This is a genomic window from Maledivibacter halophilus (genome assembly GCF_900167445.1).
Lineage (GTDB): Bacteria > Bacillota > Clostridia > Peptostreptococcales > Caminicellaceae > Maledivibacter > Maledivibacter halophilus.
The window spans coordinates 18925-41730 of the sequence record NZ_FUZT01000021.1; the positions used below are offsets into that span (position 1 = coordinate 18925).

The following is a 22806-nucleotide window of genomic DNA, read 5'->3' on the forward strand; positions in this document are numbered from 1 at the left end:
CAATCTTAATAGTTTTATTTGTTTTTTTCTTTAAGAATTAATCCAAGCTGTACATCCCTCTAAATACTTTTTCCGGTGTAATAGGTAAGCTCTTAATATTCACTCCTACAGCATTGTAAACTGCATGGACAATTGCAGGAGGGGGTGTATTTATTACTACCTCTCCAATAGATTTAGAACCAAAGGGGCCTGTTGGCTCATAGCTAGGCTCAAATTCAACTCTAATCTTTCCTATATCTTTTCTACAAGGGATCTTATATTGCATAAAGGTATTGGTTTCCATTCTTCCTTTATCATCATATACTACATCCTCATACATTGCCATTCCTATCCCCTGCACTAATCCACCTTCTACTTGAATCCGAGCAAGATTTTTATTAATAACCGTTCCACAATCTACAACAGCAACATAATCAATTAAATCCACCTTACCAGTTTCTTTATCTACTTCTACCTCGGCAAATCCTGCTATAAATGGAGGTGGACTAGTCTCTCCACCGAAGGAACCATTTCCAATTAGCTGAGACTTGCCTTCTCCTGAAGCCAGTTTTTGTGCAATCTCATCAAGGGATATAGTATGTTCTTCATCGACAGTCTTTACAAAGCTTCCATCAAAAATGACATCTTCCTTTTTTGCCCCTAAAAACTTTCCACCATTTTCTATTATCTGCCTTTTAATATCCTCTGCCGCCTTTATAACTGCATTTCCTGTAACATAGGTTGTACTTGAAGCATAGGAGCCAGTATCATAGGGAGAAACATCTGTATCCACTCCATTTACTATGATTTTATCCATTGGAGTTTCAAGGATTTCTGCTGCCATTTGAGCCAATATAGTATCACAGCCTGTGCCCATGTCAGTGGCCCCTATCATAAGACTGTAAAAACCATCATCATTTAATTTAATCAATGCCGAAGCTGAATCTATACCAGCAATTCCAGAGCCCTGCATTGTTATGGCCATTCCTATTCCTCTAACCTTTGTTTCATTAATAATTTTTCTTGGATATTTCTCATCCCATCCAATAAGCTTTTTTCCTCTTTCAATACACTTATCAAGGGTAGAGCTTTTCAAAACCACTGGTAAGCCTTCCTTTGATCCATCTAATACTGGATTTGTCTCTCCCTGTCTAATAAGATTCTTTTCACGTAAAATAGAGGGGTCAACATTTAGCTTATTAGCTAATAGATTTATTGTAGATTCAACTGCAAAGGCTCCCTGTGTGGCACCATATCCCCTTAGGGCCCCGGCTGTCATTTTATTAGTATATACTGCTCTGCCGATATATCTTACTGCATTTGCTTTGTTATATAATGGCAAAGTTTTATGTCCTACAAGGGTAAATACAGTTGACGCATGGTCTCCATAAGCGCCAGTATCAGATAAAGCATTAATATCTATTGCTTTTATAATCCCCTCTTGATCTGCACCTATTCTTACCTTTATTCCCATGGCATGTCGACTGGTTGTGCAGCCAAAGGTTTCTTTTCTATTATAAATTATTTTTGCCGGTTTTCCTGTTTTTAAAGTAATAATTGCAGGAAATATTTCTACTGAGGCCGTTTGTTTTCCTCCAAAACCTCCTCCAATTCTTGGCTTTACTACCCTTACCTTGCTTTTAGGGATTTTAAGTGCCCTAGCTAACAATTTTCTAACATGGAAAGGTATTTGTGTAGAACTTACAACGGTCAGTCTTCCATTATGGTCCATATAAGTATATGCTCTATAGGTTTCCATCATACCATGGGCTTGGGCCTGAGTATAATAAGTTTCTTCAACTACAAAATCACTATCTTCCATTTCCTTTTCTATATTTCCAACCTCAATTTTATATGAAGCTGCAATATTTCTCTCCTTTTCCATTCCAATATCAAAATTTACATGTAAATCATCCTCAGGATGTATGATAGTTGAATGTCCTATTGCTTTTTCAAAATCCAAAACCGGATCCAATGCTTCATATTCAACCTTAATAAGCTTCATAGCTCTTAATGCAGTTTTCTCATCCTTAGCAGCTATAATTGCAACTTCATCTCCAACATATCTCACATACTCATCTAAAATCAAACGATCATAGGGCGACGGTTCAGGATAAGATTGTCCTGCTGTTGTAAAGCGTATATTAGGTACATCCCTATAAGTAAGTATACATTCTACACCATCTAGTTTTTGGGCCTTTTCAGTTTCAATAGATTTTATTTTTGCAAAGGCATGGGGATTTCTTAAAATTTTTATAATTAATGCATGTTCACTAGATAAATCATCGGTATAAGCTGGTTTACCAGTTGCTATGTCTATTCCATCGATTTTTGAAATTTCTTTGCTAATATAACGCATTTTATTCAACCCCCATATACTTTTTTACTGCCCTTAACTGCCCAACATATCCTGTGCATCGGCAAAGATTCCCTGTCAGATAATGAATAATATCTTCTTCAGTAGGATTTTTAAGTTCTTCTTTCATTGCTAATACCGTCATAATAAACCCCGGACTGCAAAACCCGCATTGTTCTGCCCCTTCTTTAACTAAAAACTGTGCAAATTCATTGGCCTCTTCCTGTACCCCTTCTATAGTAGTAATATTTTTCCCCTTTGCCCTTACCGAAAGTGTTGAACACGAGAGCACTGGCTTTTCATCAAGCCATACAGTACATAACCCACAGGAACCTGTATCACATCCTTTTTTAACACTTAAATATCCATATTTTCTTAATGTATCTACTAAAAACTCATCGCAGTTCACTTCCAAGTCCATTCTTTTATTATTTATAGTTACATTGATTTTCATGCTAAAACCTCCATTATTGCCCTTTTTACGAGAACTTTACATATTGACTGTCTATATTCTTTACTGCCTCTCATATTACTGCCAAAAACTAATTCACTTGCTGCAAGAAGAGAAGCCTTTTCTATATCCTCCATTGTACCTTTACTTTCAGATAAATACTTAGAAGCCATCCTTGCAATTTCTGCTCTTTGAGGTCTTGCCCCTACTACAATATTCCAATCATTGTCTAATTTTGATACAGCAACATTTAAAATTGCATAATCACTTTTTGAATTTCTCATGGTTTGAAAGGCTGCTTTTCTATTATTTTTTTTCAAAACTATCTTTACTAGTATATCTTTATTGCCACCATTTTTCAAAAACTCCTTTAAGAGAATTTGTCCTCCCTTGTATAATACAACCTCAGCATCAAGGGCTAATAAAGCAGTAATAAAATCTGAAAATCCATACCGAGAATAAACGGTTCCACCTACTGTAACAATATTTCTAAGCTGCACACCTACAATATTTTTAACTGACTTAGATAGAATTCCATCAAAATACTGTGTCAAAATAGGGCTTGTTTCAACTGATCTAAAGGTTGTCATTGCTCCTATTTCTATTGTATCCTGATTTTCACGAATATAATTTAAATGAAGATTGGACAAATCAACTGCTTTTCCAATCTTCTTTGAACTCATTCTTAAAAAACCACAGCCCCCTAAAATTGTGCTGTTTTTATTAGTTTTTAAAATCTCATAAGCTTCCTCGAAGCTTTCTGGAAGCACATACTCCTGTATTGTTAGCACATATATTCCTCCTTCGAATAGTTAGTTGATTATATATATATTTATAAAGATTTATTTGAGTTCGTAATCACTGAGAATCCTTTTGGTTTATAAAAATCGCTTAAAAGGAAACCCCAGTGACTACTCCCTCTATTAATTTTTATTAATTTATCTCTATATCAGTTTATAATAATTTTTATATCATTTCCTTCATATGTCTAAGCTTACCATTATTTTTAATTAAGAGAATCTCAGTCATTATACTAAATGCAATTTCCTCTGGTGTTTGTCCTCCAAGATCAATTCCAATCGGTGCATAAACTTCCTTAAGTTCTTCCTTTGATATACCTTCACTTTTCAAATTATCCATAATATGTTTTGTCTTATTTTTACTGCCTATCATTCCAATGTATTTGGCATTACTTTTAATAACAGATTTTAGAGCTATTTCATCATGCTTATGTCCTCTGGTTACAATAACAATATAACTATTTTCATCCAATGCACATTTCATCAAGGTTTCTTCTATATCCCCGACCATCAATTCATCAGCCCTTGGAAATCTTTCTATATTGCAAAATTCTTCTCTATCTTCAACTATTATAGTATAAAATCCCATCATTTTTCCAAGATCATATAACTTTAATGCAACATGTCCTCCCCCAACAATGTAAAGCTTGTCATAGGGATTAAAAACCTTTATGAAAACATCTGCCTCTCCACCACATTGCATATGTAAGCTTCCTTTAGAATCTGTTAATTCATAGTGAAATGTATCACTCTTTCCAACAGCCATACATTTTTTAGCCTGTTTTATAACTTCTGCTTCAAGATTCCCCCCACCAATTGTACCAAAAATATTTCCATCCTCAAGGATTCCCATCATAGAGCCTTCTCTTCTTGGTGTTGAACCCTCTACTTTAGTTATTGTGGCAAGTGCCACCTTCTTATTTGATTTAATCATTTCTGATATACTATCTAAAACTTTATACTCCAAACTATTCACCCTTCCCCTTTTTTCCGAATATTTAAAGCTAATCTTATTATATCATAAGGTTTTTTATTTTTGCTATCTATAAAACAAACAAAAATCTAACCAATTGATTAGATTTTAGGTCAAAATAAAATAAGTATTTTTAAAATTTAAATATATTTTCTTTTTAATTCTATAGCTTTTTTCTTAGTTTTTGGACTAATACTGGTAGCAGATCTTTCTATAAAAGTGTTTATAGCATCTCTTTTATTACTTTCATCATAAACTAAGTCCAAAATTTCTAATACTCCATATTTTAATAATTCTTTTTGCTTTCTAGGATATGAGGATTTTTTATCTATATTTAATAATGTCTCAACTATAATTTCTCTTAAATCAATTCTTTCTTTAATTATCTTTACAAGATTCCTTATACAGCACTGGGCAGTCATGAATTTTTTATCATTTATATGTTCTAAATAATCCTTTAAAATATTATCAAATAATTTGTCTTGATCAACACTAATCAAATTTGCAATTATAGTAAGTCCTATATCCCTATGATAAGAATTATCATGATTCATAAGGGCCGCAAAGTCATCCCAGTACTGATAAAAGATTTCTGGTCTCAATTCACTTGCTTTTGATACAATATAATAGCAATGGTAATAAACCATTATGTCCTTATTATTAAGAAGCTGCTTTATTATTTCCTTTTTTAAATATTCTTCTTTAATTATTTTATCAACAAAATTTTCCACATCAATATTTTTATCTTTAATTTTTTCAATTAATATTTTTTTATCCATTTTTTTCACCCTTTAGTCTATGGATTTCAAAATACTATCTGTTATTTGTAGGCTTTCTAGCTCTTGTAAAATATTAATTCCTTTTAAATTCCCCTTATTTAAAATTTCAGCTAAATTATCAAGGATTTTTAATTCTTTTTCTTTTATGTCACTATTTTCTCTACCCATAATCCCCCAGCAGTCCCAAGGTAAAGGTTCAATTTTATTAAGGCATAAAAGATCCCTTATCATATTATCCCGAATAAACCATGTTCCCTTTAGGAAATCTTCATAGGTACCATAGTCCTTTGGGTTATGACCGTACTCTCTACAATTAATCCACGCCTGACTACCTGTTATAAAATATTCATTTGTTACATCATGAAAATTATAATTCAAACTCAATAAGCCTTCAAATAATTCTGGAGGTAATATTTCTCTTCGATAATATATCTGACTCATCCAAGGATCTACCCTAACCCAGCGTTTTTCTAATTCATTCCAATATTCACAAATCCAATGATCAAAATATTTTTTGGGAACAAAAAAAGTAGCAAATCCTGATCTTAATCGAGCGGGAATCCTATGATTTCTCAGCACTGAACACATCAAAAGGGATAAATCTCTACAATTCCCTAATAAAAGCTTCTCATTACATCTTAGGTTCAATATGCTTGAATCATCCCTATGGATTATTTCTTTAAGTTTTTTTTGAATCGCCCTAATATTACTATCATGTAAATGCTCCTTTGGAACTACAATTAGTCCCATAGCCGTCAATAAATCGATTAGCATAAGTTTATTAATACATTTACATAACTCTTTGATATCCCTTGGAAAATCTTCAATAAAATACTTATATGGACCTGGAGATGTAATTGCACCATGTACACTATAATACTCTAAATAATTATGTATCGCCATAATAAGCCTCCTAATTAATAATTTTTATAAACTTATTATAACAAGTAAAATATGACAACTGTATGTCATATATATTATTTTTTTAAGCTACTGTTGTTATTTTTTTAATTGCTTTATATCCTTTAAATTTTAGAATGTCCTCTAAACTTAAACCAACTTGTATTATCCCTCTTGAATCTTTCCTAGAGACCCCAACAAATTTGAAATATCTATTATCTATATCTCTCTTCATTGTTTTTTGTGTAATCTTTAATTCTGGATTTTTAAGTATTTGATAAAAATCAAAGGCCTGGGTTTGTGGATCATTTGTAAATTCAAAGCCAATTCCTTTAGGATTATTAGAATATATTGTAACCCCACTACTATTTGTTATATAAATTTCTGAAATTCCCGTTTTTTCAGATACATCAGCTAAAAAATTGTTACTCATCTTTTCTTTAATTATTATATCTGCTAATATTTCACATACATATATGAGTTCCTTTTCAATTTCTTTTTCAAAAACTCCAATAAATTTATTGAATTTATTAGAAATTTCAATTATTCTATTTGCTATCTCATTATTTTCTTCTAGCATTTTTATTTGTTTTACCACTCTTGATTGAATATTTCCACTAAGTTCATCTGTATCATGGGCATATTTAGCAATTCCCTCAATGTTTCTAGTTAAAACTTCTGAAGCACTGGCTTGTTCTTCTATGCTCTCAGTTATATTATTTATTAATTCAACCATTTCGGATATTTTCAAGTTTATATTGGCCAGATTTTCTGCTGCTTTTTTACTTTCTTCCCTAGTATGTTTTGATTTTGTAACACCTGTATCTATAACTAATATCACATTTTTTATATTATTTTGAATTTCTTTTGTACTTTCAGCAATTTCCATTGATGCAGCGGCGCTTTGCTGAGCTAATTTCTTTATTTCATCAGCAACAACCCCAAAACCTTTTCCTTCTTTCCCTGCTCTAGCAGCCTCAATTGAAGCATTTAATGAAAGTAAATTTGTCTGGTTTGCTATATTGGAAATAGTTTCCGACATCTTTGAGATGGATTTCAATAATTCTCCCAATGTGTTTATATGATCTGAAGCTCTCCTCATAATTTCCTCTACTTCTTCAACTCTATCTAATGCTTTATTAATAATTTTACTGTCACTATCTATGACTTCAATAGATTCACTAGCAAATTTCTTAGCATTATTACTATAATCAGCTATATTCATATTTGTACTTAAAAGTTCTTCAGATATTGAAGCTATTTCATTAGAGTCATCGGAAGTCTTTGTAGATCCATTGGCTATATTGGAAATATTATCTGAAACCATTTGCATACTTAGAAAACATTCCTTAGAATTTTGATTTAATTGCTCTGACACATTACTTAAATGCGTTTCCGCATAAAGAGTATTAAACAACCAGTTTTTCATTTGATTTCTCGTTTCATTAATTAATTTTTCCAATCTATTAAACTCATACAGTTTGAAGCTCCTATCTAGCCCTATTAGCAGATTTCCTTTTGAATACTCTTCAAAAAAATTTTCTAATATCTCAATTGATTTCTTTAATCTTATTTTATAAAAAATCATATTTAAAGTCACAACAATAATAATTATCCCCGATAGAATTCCGCTTTTATAGAAAATATTGTGAATATTACTTAGAAAGAATATTTCAGTAATAAAAATCATTACAATTATACCAATCATATTAATTATATAATTTCTTTTCATACCAATTCCTCCTTGTATTATTTAAACATTATTATATTCTTATACAATTCTATTCAATTTCTGTTAAACCTTTGTAAGAAGTTAACAAATAATGTCAAATAATATGATAGAAGGATTATTATAATAGACAAAACTAAAAAACAAAGGAAATAACTAAAAGCTATTTCCTTTTACAACTTTAATTCTAATCAAATAAATTGGCCTGATTAAACAATGCCGGCGTCCCCCCTGTTATATAACAACAGACTGCTTCACTTCGGGGAATTATACCTTTTTTTATTAGATCAAACATTCCTGCAAATACTTTGCTATTGTATGTATTCTCAATAAATATTCCTTCCTTTTGAGCAAGCAACTTTACAGCATCTAAGGATTCCTTGGTAGTTTTTCCATATCCCTCTCCTATATAATCATTATAAAGTACAGCTACATCTTCAATTTTCCTTGGAGGCACTAAATCAAGCTTATTACACATTCCTTTAAAAATTTTTTGTATACGCTTTTCTAAATAAGAAATTTCATATTCTACACTTATTACATGAACTTTAAATGCATTGCCAAATAAAGACAATCCATAAATTAAGCCAGTCTCTGTTGGACCTTCAGATCCACAAATAACAACATGTTTCAAATCTATATTCTCTCTTTCAGCTTGATAGACTAGTTCTAAAGCTGAGCTTACATAGCCAAAAGCCCCTGTTACAAGATCTTCTCCTATTATATAAGGTTTAAATCCTTTTTTTCTTAGATTTTCTGAATAGTTAAGAGTGTATTCTTTTCTCGAAGCTTCATCCATCTCCCCTAAAAATATAGTTTTAACTCCCATTAACCTATTTAATAGGCTGTTCCCATTTAATTTCTTTGGCTCATCAGAACTATGAAGAATAATGCAGTCCATTCCTATCTTTGCTGCAGCTGCAGCTGCTAAACGACATTGATTTGAAACAGATGCTCCAGCCACAAGTAGAATATCACATTTTCTTTGAATTGCATCCCCAAGCCAAAATTCCAAACATCGAATCTTATTTCCACCCATTCCAATAGGCATAATATCGTCCCTTTTAACAAAAATATTATTATTATCCATTATATTCCCTATATTACTAAGACATTGTATAGGAGTTGCTTCCTCAAGCAGTTTTATTCTTGGTATTCCAGAAAATAGCATTTAAATACCCCCGCCTTCCTCCATGTTAATTTAATATTTTCATTTTATCATAAAGTTACCTTCCTTAATTAATATTTATAAAATTTATTCTCATTCTTCATAAAATATATATTTGTCTTGTTTCAATAAATATATTATTTCAAGCACATTGTTTATTTTTAATTTTAATCTATGTTATAATTACTATTATTAATATGTAAAAGGTGGGAATCTAATTGAACGAATTAAAAATAAGAAATGTTTTTCCTGATGATTTAGATTGTATTACAAGGATAGAAGCTGATTGTTTCCCTGCTGCCGAAGCAGCATCAAAGGATTCATTCAAAGAAAGAATATCAGTTTTCCCCCAGGGCTTTTTTGTCGGGGAATTAAACAATAAAATTATAGGCTTTATTAATGGAGGAGTAACAAATGAAAATCATATAAAAGATAAATTCTTCAAAACTATGGACCTTCATATTTCTGATGGAAACAATATAGTAATCTTTGGTCTAGATGTACATCCCGACTATCAAAAGAAGGGATATGCTAAGAAGCTTATGAATCATTTTATCAGATCAGCTAAGAAAGATGGAAGAAAGAAAATATTACTTACTTGTAAAGAACATTTAATTGAATTCTATGAACAGTTCGGTTATATCAATGAAGGCGTATCCCAGTCTCAACATGGAGGGGCTAAATGGTATGATATGTATCTTAAATTGAAATAGAAGCAGGGAAAATATACTTTTTTCCCTCTTCTATTGATTATAAAACCCTTTATTAATAAAACCCATGATTCAATAATCTGAATCATGGGTTTAATCTATTGGTGGAGGCGAGGGGAATCGAACCCCTGTCCGAAAGCACTTCACCACAAGCTTCTCCGAGCGCAGTCATTGTTTTATTTTCTCGCCGTCAAAATCGCCCAATGACAGGCTATCTATCTGGCCAGTCTCAATTATACACTAATAGGTCGAGACAACCCTAGTAGCGGTTCCCGGCATAGTGTCGTCCAGCCCTAAGCGGCCGGTAGGCCTAGGAGGGACGTAGCTGCATTAGGCAGCTAAAGCGTAATTATTATTATCAGCGTTTATATTTAATTGCCCAGTTCTTTAACGTGTACCCCAAGCAAAAAACACGGCTCGCTACTTCTAGGTCCATACCCCCGTCGAAACCAGTACGCCCCCTAAGTAATCAAAACTGCTGTGCAGTTTTGTAGTTAATAATTGAAAATGAATAATTAATAATTATTTGAATTAATACTTATACGTCAATATACTAATACATCTTTTGTTTTTGTCTAAGTTCCTTTTGTATTCTTCTTTCTGCATCCTTTTTAGCTATACTATGTCTTTTATCATATATCTTTTTACCTTTTGCAAGTCCAATCTGTACTTTTATTAATCCTCTATCATTTAAATATAGTTGTAAAGGTATTAGTGTGTAACCTTTTTGAGTAATGTATCCAATAAGCTTTCTTATTTCTCTTTTATGGAGCAATAGTTTTCTTGGTCTTGTAGGATCTACGTTAAATATATTTCCTTTTTCATAAGGACTTATATGAACATTGTGCAGAATTACTTCCCCATCCTTTAATTCTGCATACCCATCCTTTAGATTGACCATACCCAGCCTAATGGATTTTACCTCTGTTCCTTTTAATGCAATACCAGCTTCATATGTCTCTTCTATGAAGTAATCATGCCTTGCTTTTTTGTTTTTTGCTATTACCTTTACTTTAGCCATACTAAGCACCAACTTGTCTTCTAATTTAGATGCAACAATTATTATATCATGTTATTGACACTATGTCAATAGTTATATCTATTTTAAAATCTTACATTTTGCATATGAACTTTTTAAGAACCTCTGCAACACCATTTTTATCATTTACTTCTGTTATATAATCCGCTGTCTTTTTTACAATTTCTTCTGCATTACCCATAGCCACACCTAGTCCTGCATATTTTATCATACTTATGTCATTTTCATTATCTCCTATGCAAATTACCTCTTCCCTTTTAACGCCTAAAGAATCAGCTAAATTCTTTACTGCCTTACCTTTTTCTACTCCTTTGTTCATTATTTCTAGATTGTTATAATATGATTTAGAACACTCTATGCCTGGTATTTCTGAAAGCTCTTTTCTTATTCCTTTAAGTAAATCTACATCTTCATCTATTACTATAAATTTAAAAATCTTTTCATCTGAATCATTTATGAGCTCATAAGAATCTTCAATTATTTTCAAATCTATCCTATCTTCTTCATCTAAAGTTTCATTCCATTCCGAATATTTTAAAGCACTCCTGGCCATGGACTCAGCATAGAAAGTATCCTCTGTATAAAAATGATAATATACATTATGTTTACGACATATATCAATTATCTTAAGACTATCCTCTTTATTTAAATAACTTTCATATAGAGGCTCATTATTATCTATTTCCCTAACAATGGCGCCATTACACGCTATAATTGGAGTCTTTACACCGATATATTTTGCAAATACTCTTGCCGAGGTATATATCCGTCCTGTGGCCACAGCCACATGGACCCCTTTATCCTGTAATTTCGTCAATATTTCTTTATTCTCTTCTGGTACTTTTCCTTGGCTATTTAGTAATGTTCCATCCATATCTGTTACAACTAATTTGTATTCCATAGTAATCCTCCTAATTAATATATATAATTTCTATATTATTTTCTTTAAAAACATTCTTCCTCTATATATTACCATAATAATACTACATATTTAAAGCAATCGATATAGGATATCGATTGCTAAATTTTTTACCACTATTACCTACATAAAAATATAAAATAATTTTTAAACTATCACAAAGTCAATTTCTTTTTGGTCTAAATTTACATTACTAACTCTAATTCTAACCTCATCACCTATTCTAAAAATTCTATTTGTTCTCTCTCCTCTGAAAAGATGGTTTTCTTCATCAAATATATAATAATCATCAACTAGATTACTTATTCTAACTAATCCTTCTACTGTGTTCTCTAGCTCAACAAACATCCCAAAAGAGACTACACTGGATATTATGCCATCATACTCTTCACCAATATGATATGACATATATTCTGCCTTTTTAAGATCATCGGTTTCTCTTTCAGCTTCTACAGCTATCCTTTCCCTTTCTGAAGATCTATCAGAGCTTTCGGCAACTATTCCCTTCAGTCTGGATAACCTCTTATGATTTAATTTTTCATCCAGCATTTCTCTTAAAATTCTATGTATCTGTAAATCAGGATATCTTCTAATTGGAGAAGTGAAATGGCAATAATAGTTTGAAGCTAATCCAAAATGTCCTAAATTTTCTGGAGAATATCTTGCTTGTCTAAGGGATCTAAGCATAAGAGTACTTACAATATGCTCTTCCTTTTTTCCCTCAATTTTCTTTAATAAGTCCTGTAATGCCTTTGGATGTATTTCTTCTGAAACTCCCTTAAGATGATATCCAAAATTATGTATGAATTTATTAAAATTTTCTATTTTCTGTGAATCAGGTGTTTCATGAACTCTATAAACAAAGGGAAGCTTTAGCCAATATATATGCTCTGCCACAGTTTCATTACAGACTATCATAAATTCTTCAATAATTCTATTTGCTATTCTTCTCTCAGCTTTTTTTATCTCAATCGGTCTTCCGGTATCATCTAATATTATTTTACTTTCAGGAAAATCAAAATCTATGCTTCCTCTTCTATATTTCCGTTTTGAAAGAATCATAGACAGTTCTTCCATTAATTTGAAATCTTCTACTAAATACTCGTATCTTTTAATAAGCTGAGGATCTTTCTTTTCCAGTATATCTGAAACATCAGTATATGTCATTCTTTCCTTGGTCTTTATAACACCTTTGAAAATTTCATGATTCACTACTTTTCCTTCTTTATCTATCTCCATAAATACAGACATAACAAGCCTGTCAACACCTGGATTTAAACTGCAAATTCCATTGGAAAGCTTCTTTGGAAGCATAGGTATAACTCTATCAACTAAATATACGCTGGTTCCTCTCTTAAAGGCTTCCTTATCTAAGGCACTTCCTTCTTTAACATAATAAGTAACATCGGCTATAAAAACTCCTAGCTTGTAATTCCCATTTGGAAGCTTTTCAACTGAAACAGCATCATCAAGATCCTTAGCATCTGCACCATCTATAGTTACAATATTCATATCCCTAAGATCTCTTCTCAAGGATATTTCATCTTCTGAGACTGTTTGGGATATACTGTCAGCTTCTTTTAGAGCTTTCTTAGGAAATTTTTCTGGCAATTTATATTTTCTTATTATTGATACTATATCAGTTCCTATCTCATCTTTATGACCTAAAACTTCTATTACCTTTCCTTCAGGATTTCTCCTAGCCTTTGGCCATCTAGTTATTTCTGCTACTACCTTGTAACCATCCTTTGCTCCATTCACTTCACTTTTCGGTATATATAGATCATAATTAATTCTTTTATCATCGGATACAACAAAGCCAAAGTTTTTGCTGCTTTCAAAGGTTCCTACAATTTCTTTATTGGCTCTATATAATATCCTTATTATCTCTCCCTCTGCTCTTCTGCCATTTGTAGTTTTATTTATGACCCTTGCTATGACTCTATCATTATGCATAGCTCCATTTAAATCACTAGCTGGTACAAAAACATCATTATAGTTTGTATTATCAGGGATAATAAAGCCAAATCCTTTTTGACTACATTGAAGTCTTCCTACAATAAGATTCATTCTTTCAGGGATAGCATATCTTTTTTTCTTTGTTTTAATAATAGCCCCTTCATTCTCCATCTCATCAAGCAATTTAATGAAATATCCCATCTCTTCACTCTTTATATCAAATACATTAGCTAATTCCGAATTAAGCATAGGTTTATATGCCTGTTCCTTCATAAACTCTAACAAAAGTTCCTTAGATACCATATTTTTAAACCTCCTAAGGTGAATACATACATTAATTAAATATACCCTTTCTTCCTACCATAAAACATTAAAATTTTTTATAATACTAAAAACAGTAATTCTTATATGTCACTTTCTAAAATAATAATATAAAAAATTTTTGAAAGTGACATATAAATCTATGATATATTATGTATACATTTTAACATGCAACTTGTATTATATCATATTTGGTATTTTCTTCAAACTAAGTATAACTAAAGTTTTTTTAAAGTTCTTATTATTTCATTTATATTAGTTTTAGCTACATTTATTTTTAAAACCTTATTATTGTTAATTAGATTATTCTCATTAACAACTTGATTTCCATTTAGAAAATCACTTTCTTCATTATAATAAATTATAGCATCCAACTTTTTTTCAGTATCCATCATATTTGTTACTTCAAAACCATTTACAGTTAGAGCCTCCGCTATTTCATTTAGTTCTTTTTGGATTCCAATTCTTTTTCTCATTTTATTCACCTCCATAATACTTATTTTTTCTAAATATTATGGATTTATTCTTTTTAATGTTACTATAAGACAAAAGATAATAAAACTTATTAAGACTTGAATTTATTTATCTTTATTCAATAGCAACAAAAAAGCATAACGGTAAATTTACGTTATGCATATTTAAAAGCCCAAAAACTTAATAGTTTCTATAATTATTCAGTAATATATTTTATTAATAATTTTATATTGTTTTCAATAGCCTCAATATGTGTTCTCTCATAATGGTGTGTTCCATCTACCCCTGGTCCTATACATGCAAAATTCACATCATATCCCTGATGAACTACTGCTGATGCATCTGAGCCATATCTATTATAAACATCAACTTTATAATTTATATTATATTTTTGTGCCACATCTACAAGCTTTTTTCTAAGTTCAAAATTATATGGTCCTTTATTATCCTTAGCAGCAATACTAACACTATATTCATCAGACTCTTGTCCTTCACCTACTGTACCAATATCAATTGCTATAAATTCCTTTGTTTTTTCAGGAACAGCTGAAACTCCATGTCCAATTTCTTCATAGTTACTTAAAAAGAAATGGGTTGTATACTTTGGTGTTATATTATTTTCCCTTAGATATTTACATATAGAAAAAACAATTGCAACAGCTGATTTGTCATCTATGTATCTAGATTTAATAAAACCATTTTCAGTTATTTCAGTGCGGGTATCCATGTATATAAAATCTCCTACTCTAATACCCATATTAAGAACTTCTTCCTTTGTATGCACTTTTTCATCAATTCTTACAAGCATATTTTCCCCATCACGAAGAGTCTTATAGGATGCCTCACCATAAATATGTGATGAAGCCTGCCTTGGTAATATAGAACCTCTATATTTTTTACCTTCTTGTGTTATAACATGACAATTTTCTCCTTCTATAGCATTCCAAGAGCCTCCACCAATTTTATGAAATTTTAATCTACCATCGGTTGTAATTTCCTTTACCATTGCACCCAAAGTATCTACATGGGCAGAAATTGTTTTATGTTCTTTATCATTTATACCTTCAAAAGTAGCTATTAATGCACCTTTATTTGTTAATCTAGCAGGTATACCCATATCTTCAAATTCTTTTTTAGCTTCATTTATAATTTTAGTAGTATATCCACCAGGACTTGGAATATCTAAATATTTAACAAGTGTTTTTACAATATATTCTTTATTCAATTTCATTATTTTACCCACCTTTTTTAAAATTCACCAGCAAAGTGACATGCAACGAACCTGTTTTTTTCGTATTTTTTAAGTTTTGGTGATTGTTTTTCACATATTTTCTCTCTATACTGGCAGCGTCCATAAAATCTACAGCCCTCGGGTGGATTAACTGGACTTGGTACATCCCCCTCCAATATAATTTTTTCCCTCTCCACATCAATTTTAGCAATAGGAATTGCAGACAATAGTGCCTTGGTATATGGATGTAATGGACTGATAAAAATTGATTTATAATCTGATAATTCCACTATTTTTCCAAGATACATTACAGCAATTCTATCACTTACATGTTTAACTACGCTTAAGTCATGGGATATAAATAAATAGGTCAATCCTAATTCTTTTTGAAGCTTATGCATAAGATTTAAAATTTGGGCTTGTATAGATACATCTAATGCAGAAACTGGCTCATCTTGAACAATAAAACTTGGATTCAAAGCAAGTGCTCTAGCTATGCCCACCCTTTGTCGCCTTCCACCGTCCAGTTCATGGGGATAAGCATTTACAAGCCTATCAGCTAAACCAACGGTTTCCATTAATTCATATACCCTATCTTCAAGCTTATCTTTTTTATTGTAAATTTTGTTCACATTTAGAGGTTCTGATATAATCTCAAAAACAGTTTTTCTTGGATCTAATGATGCATATGGATCTTGAAAGACTATTTGCATCTTCTGTCTAGCTTCTCTTATTTGATTCTTATTAAATTTAAGAATATCCTTGCCGTTAAAAATAACTTCTCCATCTGTTGCCTCAAGTAGTCTTAAAATCACCCTTCCAGTTGTAGACTTCCCACATCCCGATTCTCCAACCAGTCCTAGGGTTTCACCTTTATTTATATAAAAATTCAAATCATCTACCGCACGAAGCATTCCTTTGCTAGTTTTAAAATATTTTTTCAAATTTTTAGCTTCTAAAATCTTCTCAGTCATTAATTTCACCCCTAGCTTTTTAGCCATTTATACCGATTATATTTCTAAATTTAATATCCTTGCTATTTTTGAAATAGAAAACATTTAACAAAATGATTATCCTTTATATCAACATTTTTAGGTTTTTCCTTTGAACATTTTTCTATTGCCTTTGGACATCTTGGGTGGAATGGGCATCCACTTGGTAAATTTGTTGGATCTGGCATTAATCCTTCTATTGGAGATAGCTCTTCTTCATCAGAAAAGACATCAGGGATACATCCAAACAAACCAATTGTATATGGATGACTTGGATTTGTAAATAATTTCTTTTTATCAGTATATTCGACAACATTACCTGCATAAATAACAGCAACCTTGTCACAAGCCTCTGCAACAACACCAAGATCATGAGTAATCATAATCATAGATGTTTTATATTTCTCCTTAAGCTGCTGCATAAGTTTAAGTACTTGGGCCTGAATAGTTACATCTAAAGCAGTTGTAGGTTCATCAGCAATTAATAGTTTAGGATTGCATGCTAATGCCATAGCTATTACAACTCTTTGTTTCATCCCTCCGCTAAACTGATGGGGATAATCTTTAGAACGAAAGCTTTTTATTCCAACAGTTTCGAGCATTTCATTGGCCTTAGCCAAAGCTGCTTCCTTTTTAAGATTTTGGTGAAGCATAATTCCCTCTGCAATCTGTTCTCCTACTGTCATTACTGGATTTAGTGCAGTCATAGGATCTTGAAATATCATTGAAATTTTGTCTCCACGTATTTGTCGAATATCTTTGATGGACTTTTTAAGTAAATCCTCTTTTTCAAAAAGAATTTCCCCACTCATTATTTTTGCAGGAGGATCTGGCAGCAAACACATAATACTCTTAGCGGTTGTTGTTTTTCCTGCACCGGTTTCTCCTACAAATCCTAAGGTTTCGCCATACCCAATTTCTAAATTCATATCTTCTAAAGCACGAACAGTTCCATCATCTGTTATATAATGAACAGTTAAATTCTTAATTTCCAATAATTTTTTTTCTTCCGCCATGGTATCTACTCCTATCTAAATTAATTCTTAAGCTTTGGATCAAAAGCATCCCTTAATCCATCACCAAACAGATTCAATGCAAAAATGGTAATCATAATTGCCATGCCGGGAAATGCTGTTACATGCCAATAATCTCTTAGATAATCTCTACCTCTTGATAACATTGAACCCCATTCTGGCGTAGGCGGATTAATACCTAGTCCAATAAAGCTAAGACCTGCACATGATAAGATAGCAGATGCAACTCCAAGTGTTCCCTGAACAATAACTGGGGCTAAACAATTTGGAATAATATGTTTTACAATAATTGTGAAATCGCTCGCCCCAACTGATTGAGAAGCTTCTATAAACTCTTGATCTCTAACTGATAATATTGAAGCACGCATAATACGTGCATATCTTGGTATATTTGCTATTCCTACAGCAATCATCAAATTTACCAGTCCACTTCCCAAAGCAGCTACAATTGATATAGCTAATAGAATTGATGGAATAGCTAATAATACATCCATACTTCTCATAATTACATTGTCCAATTTCCCACCATAAAAACCTGCAATTGCGCCTAATCCTCCACCAATAAAAATTGCAATACCTACAGCTAATATCCCAACTAGTAAAGATATCCTTGAACCATATATTATGCGAGTAAATATATCTCTTCCAAATTCATCTGTACCAAAAAAGTGCTTAAAACTTGGAGACTGCAAAGCTTCATCTAGATTTTGCTTTGCATAATCATATGTAGTAATAAAATCTGCGAAAATTGCTACTATGATTAACATAAATATTATGAACAGACCAAACATTGCTGCCTTATTTTTCTTTAATCTTCTTAAAACTTCAACCCACTGACTTCTTTTTTTATTACGTATACGTGATCTTTCTTTATTATCTATTTTAGCTTCCATAAACTGCCTCCTTTCTAACGATATTGTGACCTTATTCTGGGATCAGCAAAGGCATATAAAATATCAACTAATAAATTTACGATGCAAAAACAAAATGCAATATAAAGAACCCCACCTTGAACCATGGGAAAATCTCTGCATTTGATAGAATCTACCATTAATCTTCCAACTCCAGGAACGGCAAATATAGATTCAGTTAACACAGCTCCACCTAATAGTTTTCCAAATAGTAGACCTACTACAGTTATTATCGGAATCAAAGCGTTACCAAGAGCATGTTTATTTATAACTTTACTTTCTTTTTGACCCTTTGCCCTAGCCGTTGTAATATAATCCTGTCTAATTACCTCAAGCATACTTGAACGTGTCATGCGGGTAATTATTGCAGCAGTACTTGTACCTATAGTCAACGCTGGCAAAATTATGTATTTAAATCCACTAAATCCCGATGCTGGAAGCCAACCTAAATGAAGTGAAAATATCATGATAAGAATTAAACCCTGCCAAAAATTAGGCATAGAAACTCCAATTAAAGCAAATACCATGGAAACGTTATCAAATATTGAATACTGTTTAGTAGCTGATATAATTCCTAAAGGTATGCCTATTCCCATTGAAACCAATACAGCTGCACCAGCTAGTCTTAATGTAGCAGGAAAACGGGCTAAAATTTCTTGAGATACAGGTCTTTTTGTAACATAAGATGTACCAAAATCTCCATGCAATACTATATTCTTAACAAAGCTTCCGTATTGAACTAAGAAGGGTCTATCTAACCCTATCTCTGCTCTAAGCTTTTCAACCTCTTCTTGTGGCACATCCTCTCCTAGCATAATAGCTGCTGGATCACCTGGTGTAATATACATTAATGTAAATACAATAAATGTTACTCCAAGAAGTACTGGTATTAATAAAAGTAGCCTTTTAAATATATATTTATGCACTGATTTACCCCCTTTATCGCTATTAAGTACCCTAGATACAATAATTTAAATTATTATATCTAGGATAATTGTATTAACTATTCTCCAAAGTAAACAAAATCAAATCTATGCTTATTATTAGGCCATACTTTTAGTCCTTTAAGATTTTTCTTAGCTCCTAACACTACTTCTTTATTATATAAAAGCCCCCAAGCTGCTTCATTATAAATAATTTCTTGAACTTCATAGTAAATTTCATTTCTCTTTTCAGTATCAAATGTTTTTCTGCCTAGGTCTAATAATTCGTCAACTCGCTTATTTGTATAGCATACTCTGTTTCCACCTTTACCATGCTTTGATGAATGAAATGGTGCATATAAACCTATATCTGGATCACCGGTACTGTTATTCCATCCTAAAATAAGCATTTCATGTTCTTTATTATTTAACCCCTCTAACATTGCTCCCCATTCAAGAATTTTAACTTCTACATCAATTCCTACTTCCTTCAGCTGAGCCTGAATTATTTCAGCCATATTAATACGGTCCTTATTTTCATTTGTCCAGAGTTCTGTTTTTAGTCCATTTTCAAAACCAGCTTCTTTTAATAGCTGTTTAGCTTTTTCTATATCATGTCCATATGGTTTTAATTCTAAATTTGCTCCTGGAACATTTGGTGTTAATGGCCCTTTGGCAACAGTCCCAACACCCTTGAGAACAGAATTAACCATGGCATCTACATCAAGGGCATAATTAACTGCTTGTCTTACTCTTGCATCTTTAAATTTATCATCTAGACAATTCATTCCTAAATAACCTGTTGAAAAACTTATTTTTCTATAAACCTCTATATCTTCATTTTCTTCAAGCCTCGTGATATCGTTTGCCCCAATATCATAACATACATCTATTCCGCCGGTTTCAAGTTCAATTACTCTATTTGTTCTTTCTGGAATGACTCTCATAACTAATTTCTTTATTTTAGCCTTTTCTCCATGATAATCGTCAAATCTTTCAAAGATCAAGCTATCTCCTCTTTTCCATTCAACAAACTTGAATGGTCCAGTTCCAACTGGTTTTTCTCCATAGGCTTCTCCTGCTTCATTTACTGCCTTTTCGCTTAAAATCATTCCCCCAGTATGACATAAGCTAGGAAGCAACGCAGAGAATGGCTCTTTAGTTGGAATACGAACCGTATAATCATCAATAATTTCAATATTGTCTGCATCTATCATACCTACTATATGCCCTATTCTTGCACTTTCACATGCTCTTTGAAAAGAAAACTTAACATCACTTGCTTTCAATTCTTCACCATTATGAAATTTAACACCCTTCTTAAGTTTAAATTCCCAAGTCAAATCATCAATTTGCTTCCAAGTCTCAGCTAGTAAGGGTTGTATATTCATGTCAACATCTTGAGTTATTAGTGTTTCATAAATTTGTACCAGCGCATTTCCTGATGGTACATCATTAACTGGGTGAGGATCTATACCCTTTGGCTCTGCGGCTAAACCCACAATCAAAGTATTCTTTTCTTCTCCTTCTTTAGCTGCTGATTTACTTCCACCACAACCAGTCATAATAGCAAAGCCTAAAGTCATAATCATAATAAGCAAAAGTATTTTTTTGATTTTCTTGTTAAACATTTCTTTTCCCCCTATAAAAATTAATCAGCCTTATTTCGGTCATATTAATGACACGACTGTAACTATTATTTTCGACATAACTTTCTGAATTCCTCTATTTTTTTTAATTTTTTTAATTATTTATTTTTCCTTTCTTGAATATACTATCTTCCCATTGATAATAGTATATTCCACAGAAGCTTGTACATCCAATGGATCCTTATCCCATATTACAATATCAGCATCTTTTCCAACTTCTAAACTTCCAACCCTATCTGATATCCCCATAATATCTGCTGCATTAATTGTTATGGCCTTTAGTGCTTCATACCTATCCATTCCTTTTTTTACTGCTAATGCTGCACAAATAGGAAGATATTGTAGGGGAACAACCGGACTATCTGTTGTTATTGCAACTTTTAACCCCTCTTCACTTAAAATTCCCGGTGCAATGAAGGACTTGTTCTTTAATTCAAACTTTGTACGATGTCCTAAGCTAGGGCCAACTATAACATCAAATCCTTCCTTCTTTAGATCTTCTTTTATCAAATGACCCTCTGTACAATGATCTAAAGTTATTCTGATATTAAATTCCTTAGCAATTCTAATTGCAGTAAATATATCATCAGCTCTATGGGCATGTACCTTTAAAGAAATTTCTCTATTAATAATTGGTTGCAAGGCTTCCATTTTCATATTAAAATCAGGAGCTTTATTATTATCATTTTTTGATTTGATTAATTTTTTCTTATATTCAATAGCCTTAAATAAAGTTTCCCTAAGTAATGCTGCAATTGCCATTCTAGTCATAGGTGATTTTCCTTTTTCATTATAATTCCTTTTAGGATTTTCCCCGAAGGCACATTTTATAGCAATAGGTTCTTTAATTATCATGTCATCTACACGATGTCCATAGGTTTTTATAGCAGCAAACTGTCCTCCAATAACATTTGCACTTCCTGGACCTGCTCCTACAGAAGTAATACCTGCTTCATAGGCTTCATTAAATGTTCTATCCATTGGATTTATGGCATCAATGCCTCGAATATGGGGTGTAATAGGATCACTTTTTTCATTGTGATCAATACCTTCAAATTTAATTGAATCCTCCTTTAGCCCTAAATGAGTATGTGCATCAATAAATCCAGGCATTACAATCTTTCCCCTAGCATCAATTAATGTAGTTCCTTGTGGTATAGATAGATTTTCACCTACTCTTCGGATTTTTCCATTATTTACAATAATATCGCCCTCTTCAAAAACATCCCCAACCATTGTTACAACTTTACCACCTTTAATAAATAACATAATTCTCCTCCTTAGTTTCTTTTTGTCAATAATGGTTCACACACAAACAAAAGTACTTGTTCCTTTAGGAAATACTGTATCTAAATGGGCTGCTACTAGTTTAGGTCCTTGTCCTTTACCTGGTAATTCACCAAAAACATTTCCCTCTTCGTCCATTTGAATATCTTCAAGAGATAAATTTTTTATTTTTTAAAAATACTCTTTTCCACGGTCTTCTTCACAAAATGGAGATGCTAAAAT

Annotated in this window: 20 protein-coding genes and 1 other RNA gene; 1 reads left to right on the plus strand and 20 read right to left on the minus strand. The window is 32.0% G+C overall.

Going from position 1 to position 22806, the window contains the following annotated elements; translation table 11 throughout:
- Window positions 1–37: 37 nt before the first annotated feature.
- From B5X81_RS24720 to B5X81_RS24755, 8 genes are all read right to left on the minus strand, one after another.
- Window positions 38–2338 (minus strand): xanthine dehydrogenase family protein molybdopterin-binding subunit, encoded by a 2301-nt coding sequence (locus B5X81_RS24720; protein ID WP_079495703.1) that lies wholly within the window; start codon window positions 2336–2338, stop codon window positions 38–40.
- A gap of 1 nt (window position 2339) precedes the next feature.
- Window positions 2340–2789 (minus strand): (2Fe-2S)-binding protein, encoded by a 450-nt coding sequence (locus B5X81_RS24725; RefSeq protein WP_079495704.1) that lies wholly within the window; start codon window positions 2787–2789, stop codon window positions 2340–2342.
- The gene (locus B5X81_RS24730) at window positions 2786–3577 is read right to left on the minus strand and encodes an FAD binding domain-containing protein (RefSeq protein ID WP_079495705.1); all 792 of its coding nucleotides are present in this window, start codon (window positions 3575–3577) and stop codon (window positions 2786–2788) included. The genes B5X81_RS24725 and B5X81_RS24730 overlap by 4 nt, the downstream gene beginning before the upstream one ends.
- A 175-nt stretch (window positions 3578–3752) precedes the next feature.
- The gene (locus B5X81_RS24735; RefSeq protein ID WP_244282241.1) at window positions 3753–4553 is read right to left on the minus strand and encodes an XdhC family protein; all 801 of its coding nucleotides are present in this window, start codon (window positions 4551–4553) and stop codon (window positions 3753–3755) included.
- A 146-nt stretch (window positions 4554–4699) separates the two neighbouring features.
- The gene (locus B5X81_RS24740) at window positions 4700–5338 is read right to left on the minus strand and encodes a hypothetical protein (protein ID WP_079495706.1); all 639 of its coding nucleotides are present in this window, start codon (window positions 5336–5338) and stop codon (window positions 4700–4702) included.
- 12 nt (window positions 5339–5350) lie between these two features.
- Entirely contained in the window at window positions 5351–6241 is an 891-nt protein-coding gene (locus tag B5X81_RS24745; RefSeq protein ID WP_079495707.1) for a transglutaminase-like domain-containing protein, read from the minus strand.
- 82 nt (window positions 6242–6323) lie between these two features.
- Entirely contained in the window at window positions 6324–7970 is a 1647-nt protein-coding gene (locus B5X81_RS24750; protein ID WP_079495708.1) for a methyl-accepting chemotaxis protein, read from the minus strand.
- A gap of 184 nt (window positions 7971–8154) precedes the next feature.
- On the minus strand, window positions 8155–9138 hold the full coding sequence (locus B5X81_RS24755) for a pyridoxal-phosphate dependent enzyme (protein ID WP_079495709.1): 984 nt from the start codon (window positions 9136–9138) through the stop codon (window positions 8155–8157).
- Window positions 9139–9353: 215 nt separating this feature from the next.
- Between B5X81_RS24755 and B5X81_RS24760 the strand changes: the two genes are divergently transcribed.
- Window positions 9354–9848: a GNAT family N-acetyltransferase gene (locus B5X81_RS24760; protein ID WP_079495710.1), complete on the plus strand. Its 495-nt coding sequence runs from the start codon at window positions 9354–9356 to the stop codon at window positions 9846–9848.
- A gap of 99 nt (window positions 9849–9947) precedes the next feature.
- On the opposite strand, the gene ssrA is transcribed toward B5X81_RS24760, so the two are convergent.
- The 12 genes from ssrA to B5X81_RS24820 all read right to left on the minus strand — a co-directional run bounded on the left by ssrA (window position 9948) and on the right by B5X81_RS24820 (window position 22566).
- Window positions 9948–10307, minus strand: a transfer-messenger RNA (tmRNA) gene (gene ssrA, locus B5X81_RS24765).
- 91 nt (window positions 10308–10398) lie between these two features.
- Window positions 10399–10866 (minus strand): SsrA-binding protein SmpB, encoded by a 468-nt coding sequence (smpB, locus tag B5X81_RS24770; protein WP_079495737.1) that lies wholly within the window; start codon window positions 10864–10866, stop codon window positions 10399–10401.
- A gap of 91 nt (window positions 10867–10957) precedes the next feature.
- Window positions 10958–11785, minus strand: a complete 828-nt coding sequence (locus tag B5X81_RS24775; protein ID WP_079495711.1) for a Cof-type HAD-IIB family hydrolase — start codon at window positions 11783–11785, stop codon at window positions 10958–10960.
- 165 nt (window positions 11786–11950) lie between these two features.
- A complete protein-coding gene (gene rnr / locus B5X81_RS24780; protein WP_079495712.1) occupies window positions 11951–14065 on the minus strand; it encodes a ribonuclease R in 2115 nt (704 codons plus the stop codon).
- A 236-nt stretch (window positions 14066–14301) separates the two neighbouring features.
- Entirely contained in the window at window positions 14302–14559 is a 258-nt protein-coding gene (locus B5X81_RS24785) for a YkuS family protein (RefSeq protein ID WP_170917600.1), read from the minus strand.
- Window positions 14560–14753: 194 nt separating this feature from the next.
- Window positions 14754–15788 carry a M42 family metallopeptidase gene (locus B5X81_RS24790; protein ID WP_079495714.1) on the minus strand — a complete coding sequence of 345 codons (1035 nt, stop codon included), beginning with the start codon at window positions 15786–15788 and terminating at the stop codon, window positions 14754–14756.
- A 17-nt stretch (window positions 15789–15805) separates the two neighbouring features.
- Entirely contained in the window at window positions 15806–16789 is a 984-nt protein-coding gene (locus B5X81_RS24795) for an ABC transporter ATP-binding protein (RefSeq protein ID WP_330397450.1), read from the minus strand.
- Window positions 16790–16824: 35 nt separating this feature from the next.
- On the minus strand, window positions 16825–17796 hold the full coding sequence (locus B5X81_RS24800) for an ABC transporter ATP-binding protein (protein WP_079495716.1): 972 nt from the start codon (window positions 17794–17796) through the stop codon (window positions 16825–16827).
- A 20-nt stretch (window positions 17797–17816) separates the two neighbouring features.
- Window positions 17817–18707 (minus strand): ABC transporter permease, encoded by an 891-nt coding sequence (locus tag B5X81_RS24805; RefSeq protein ID WP_079495717.1) that lies wholly within the window; start codon window positions 18705–18707, stop codon window positions 17817–17819.
- Window positions 18708–18721: 14 nt separating this feature from the next.
- On the minus strand, window positions 18722–19651 hold the full coding sequence (gene nikB / locus B5X81_RS24810) for a nickel ABC transporter permease (RefSeq protein WP_079495718.1): 930 nt from the start codon (window positions 19649–19651) through the stop codon (window positions 18722–18724).
- Between the two features lie 77 nt (window positions 19652–19728).
- Window positions 19729–21279 (minus strand): glutathione ABC transporter substrate-binding protein, encoded by a 1551-nt coding sequence (locus tag B5X81_RS24815; RefSeq protein ID WP_079495719.1) that lies wholly within the window; start codon window positions 21277–21279, stop codon window positions 19729–19731.
- Between the two features lie 120 nt (window positions 21280–21399).
- Window positions 21400–22566 (minus strand): amidohydrolase, encoded by a 1167-nt coding sequence (locus tag B5X81_RS24820; protein WP_079495720.1) that lies wholly within the window; start codon window positions 22564–22566, stop codon window positions 21400–21402.
- Between the last annotated feature and the right edge of the window lie 240 nt (window positions 22567–22806).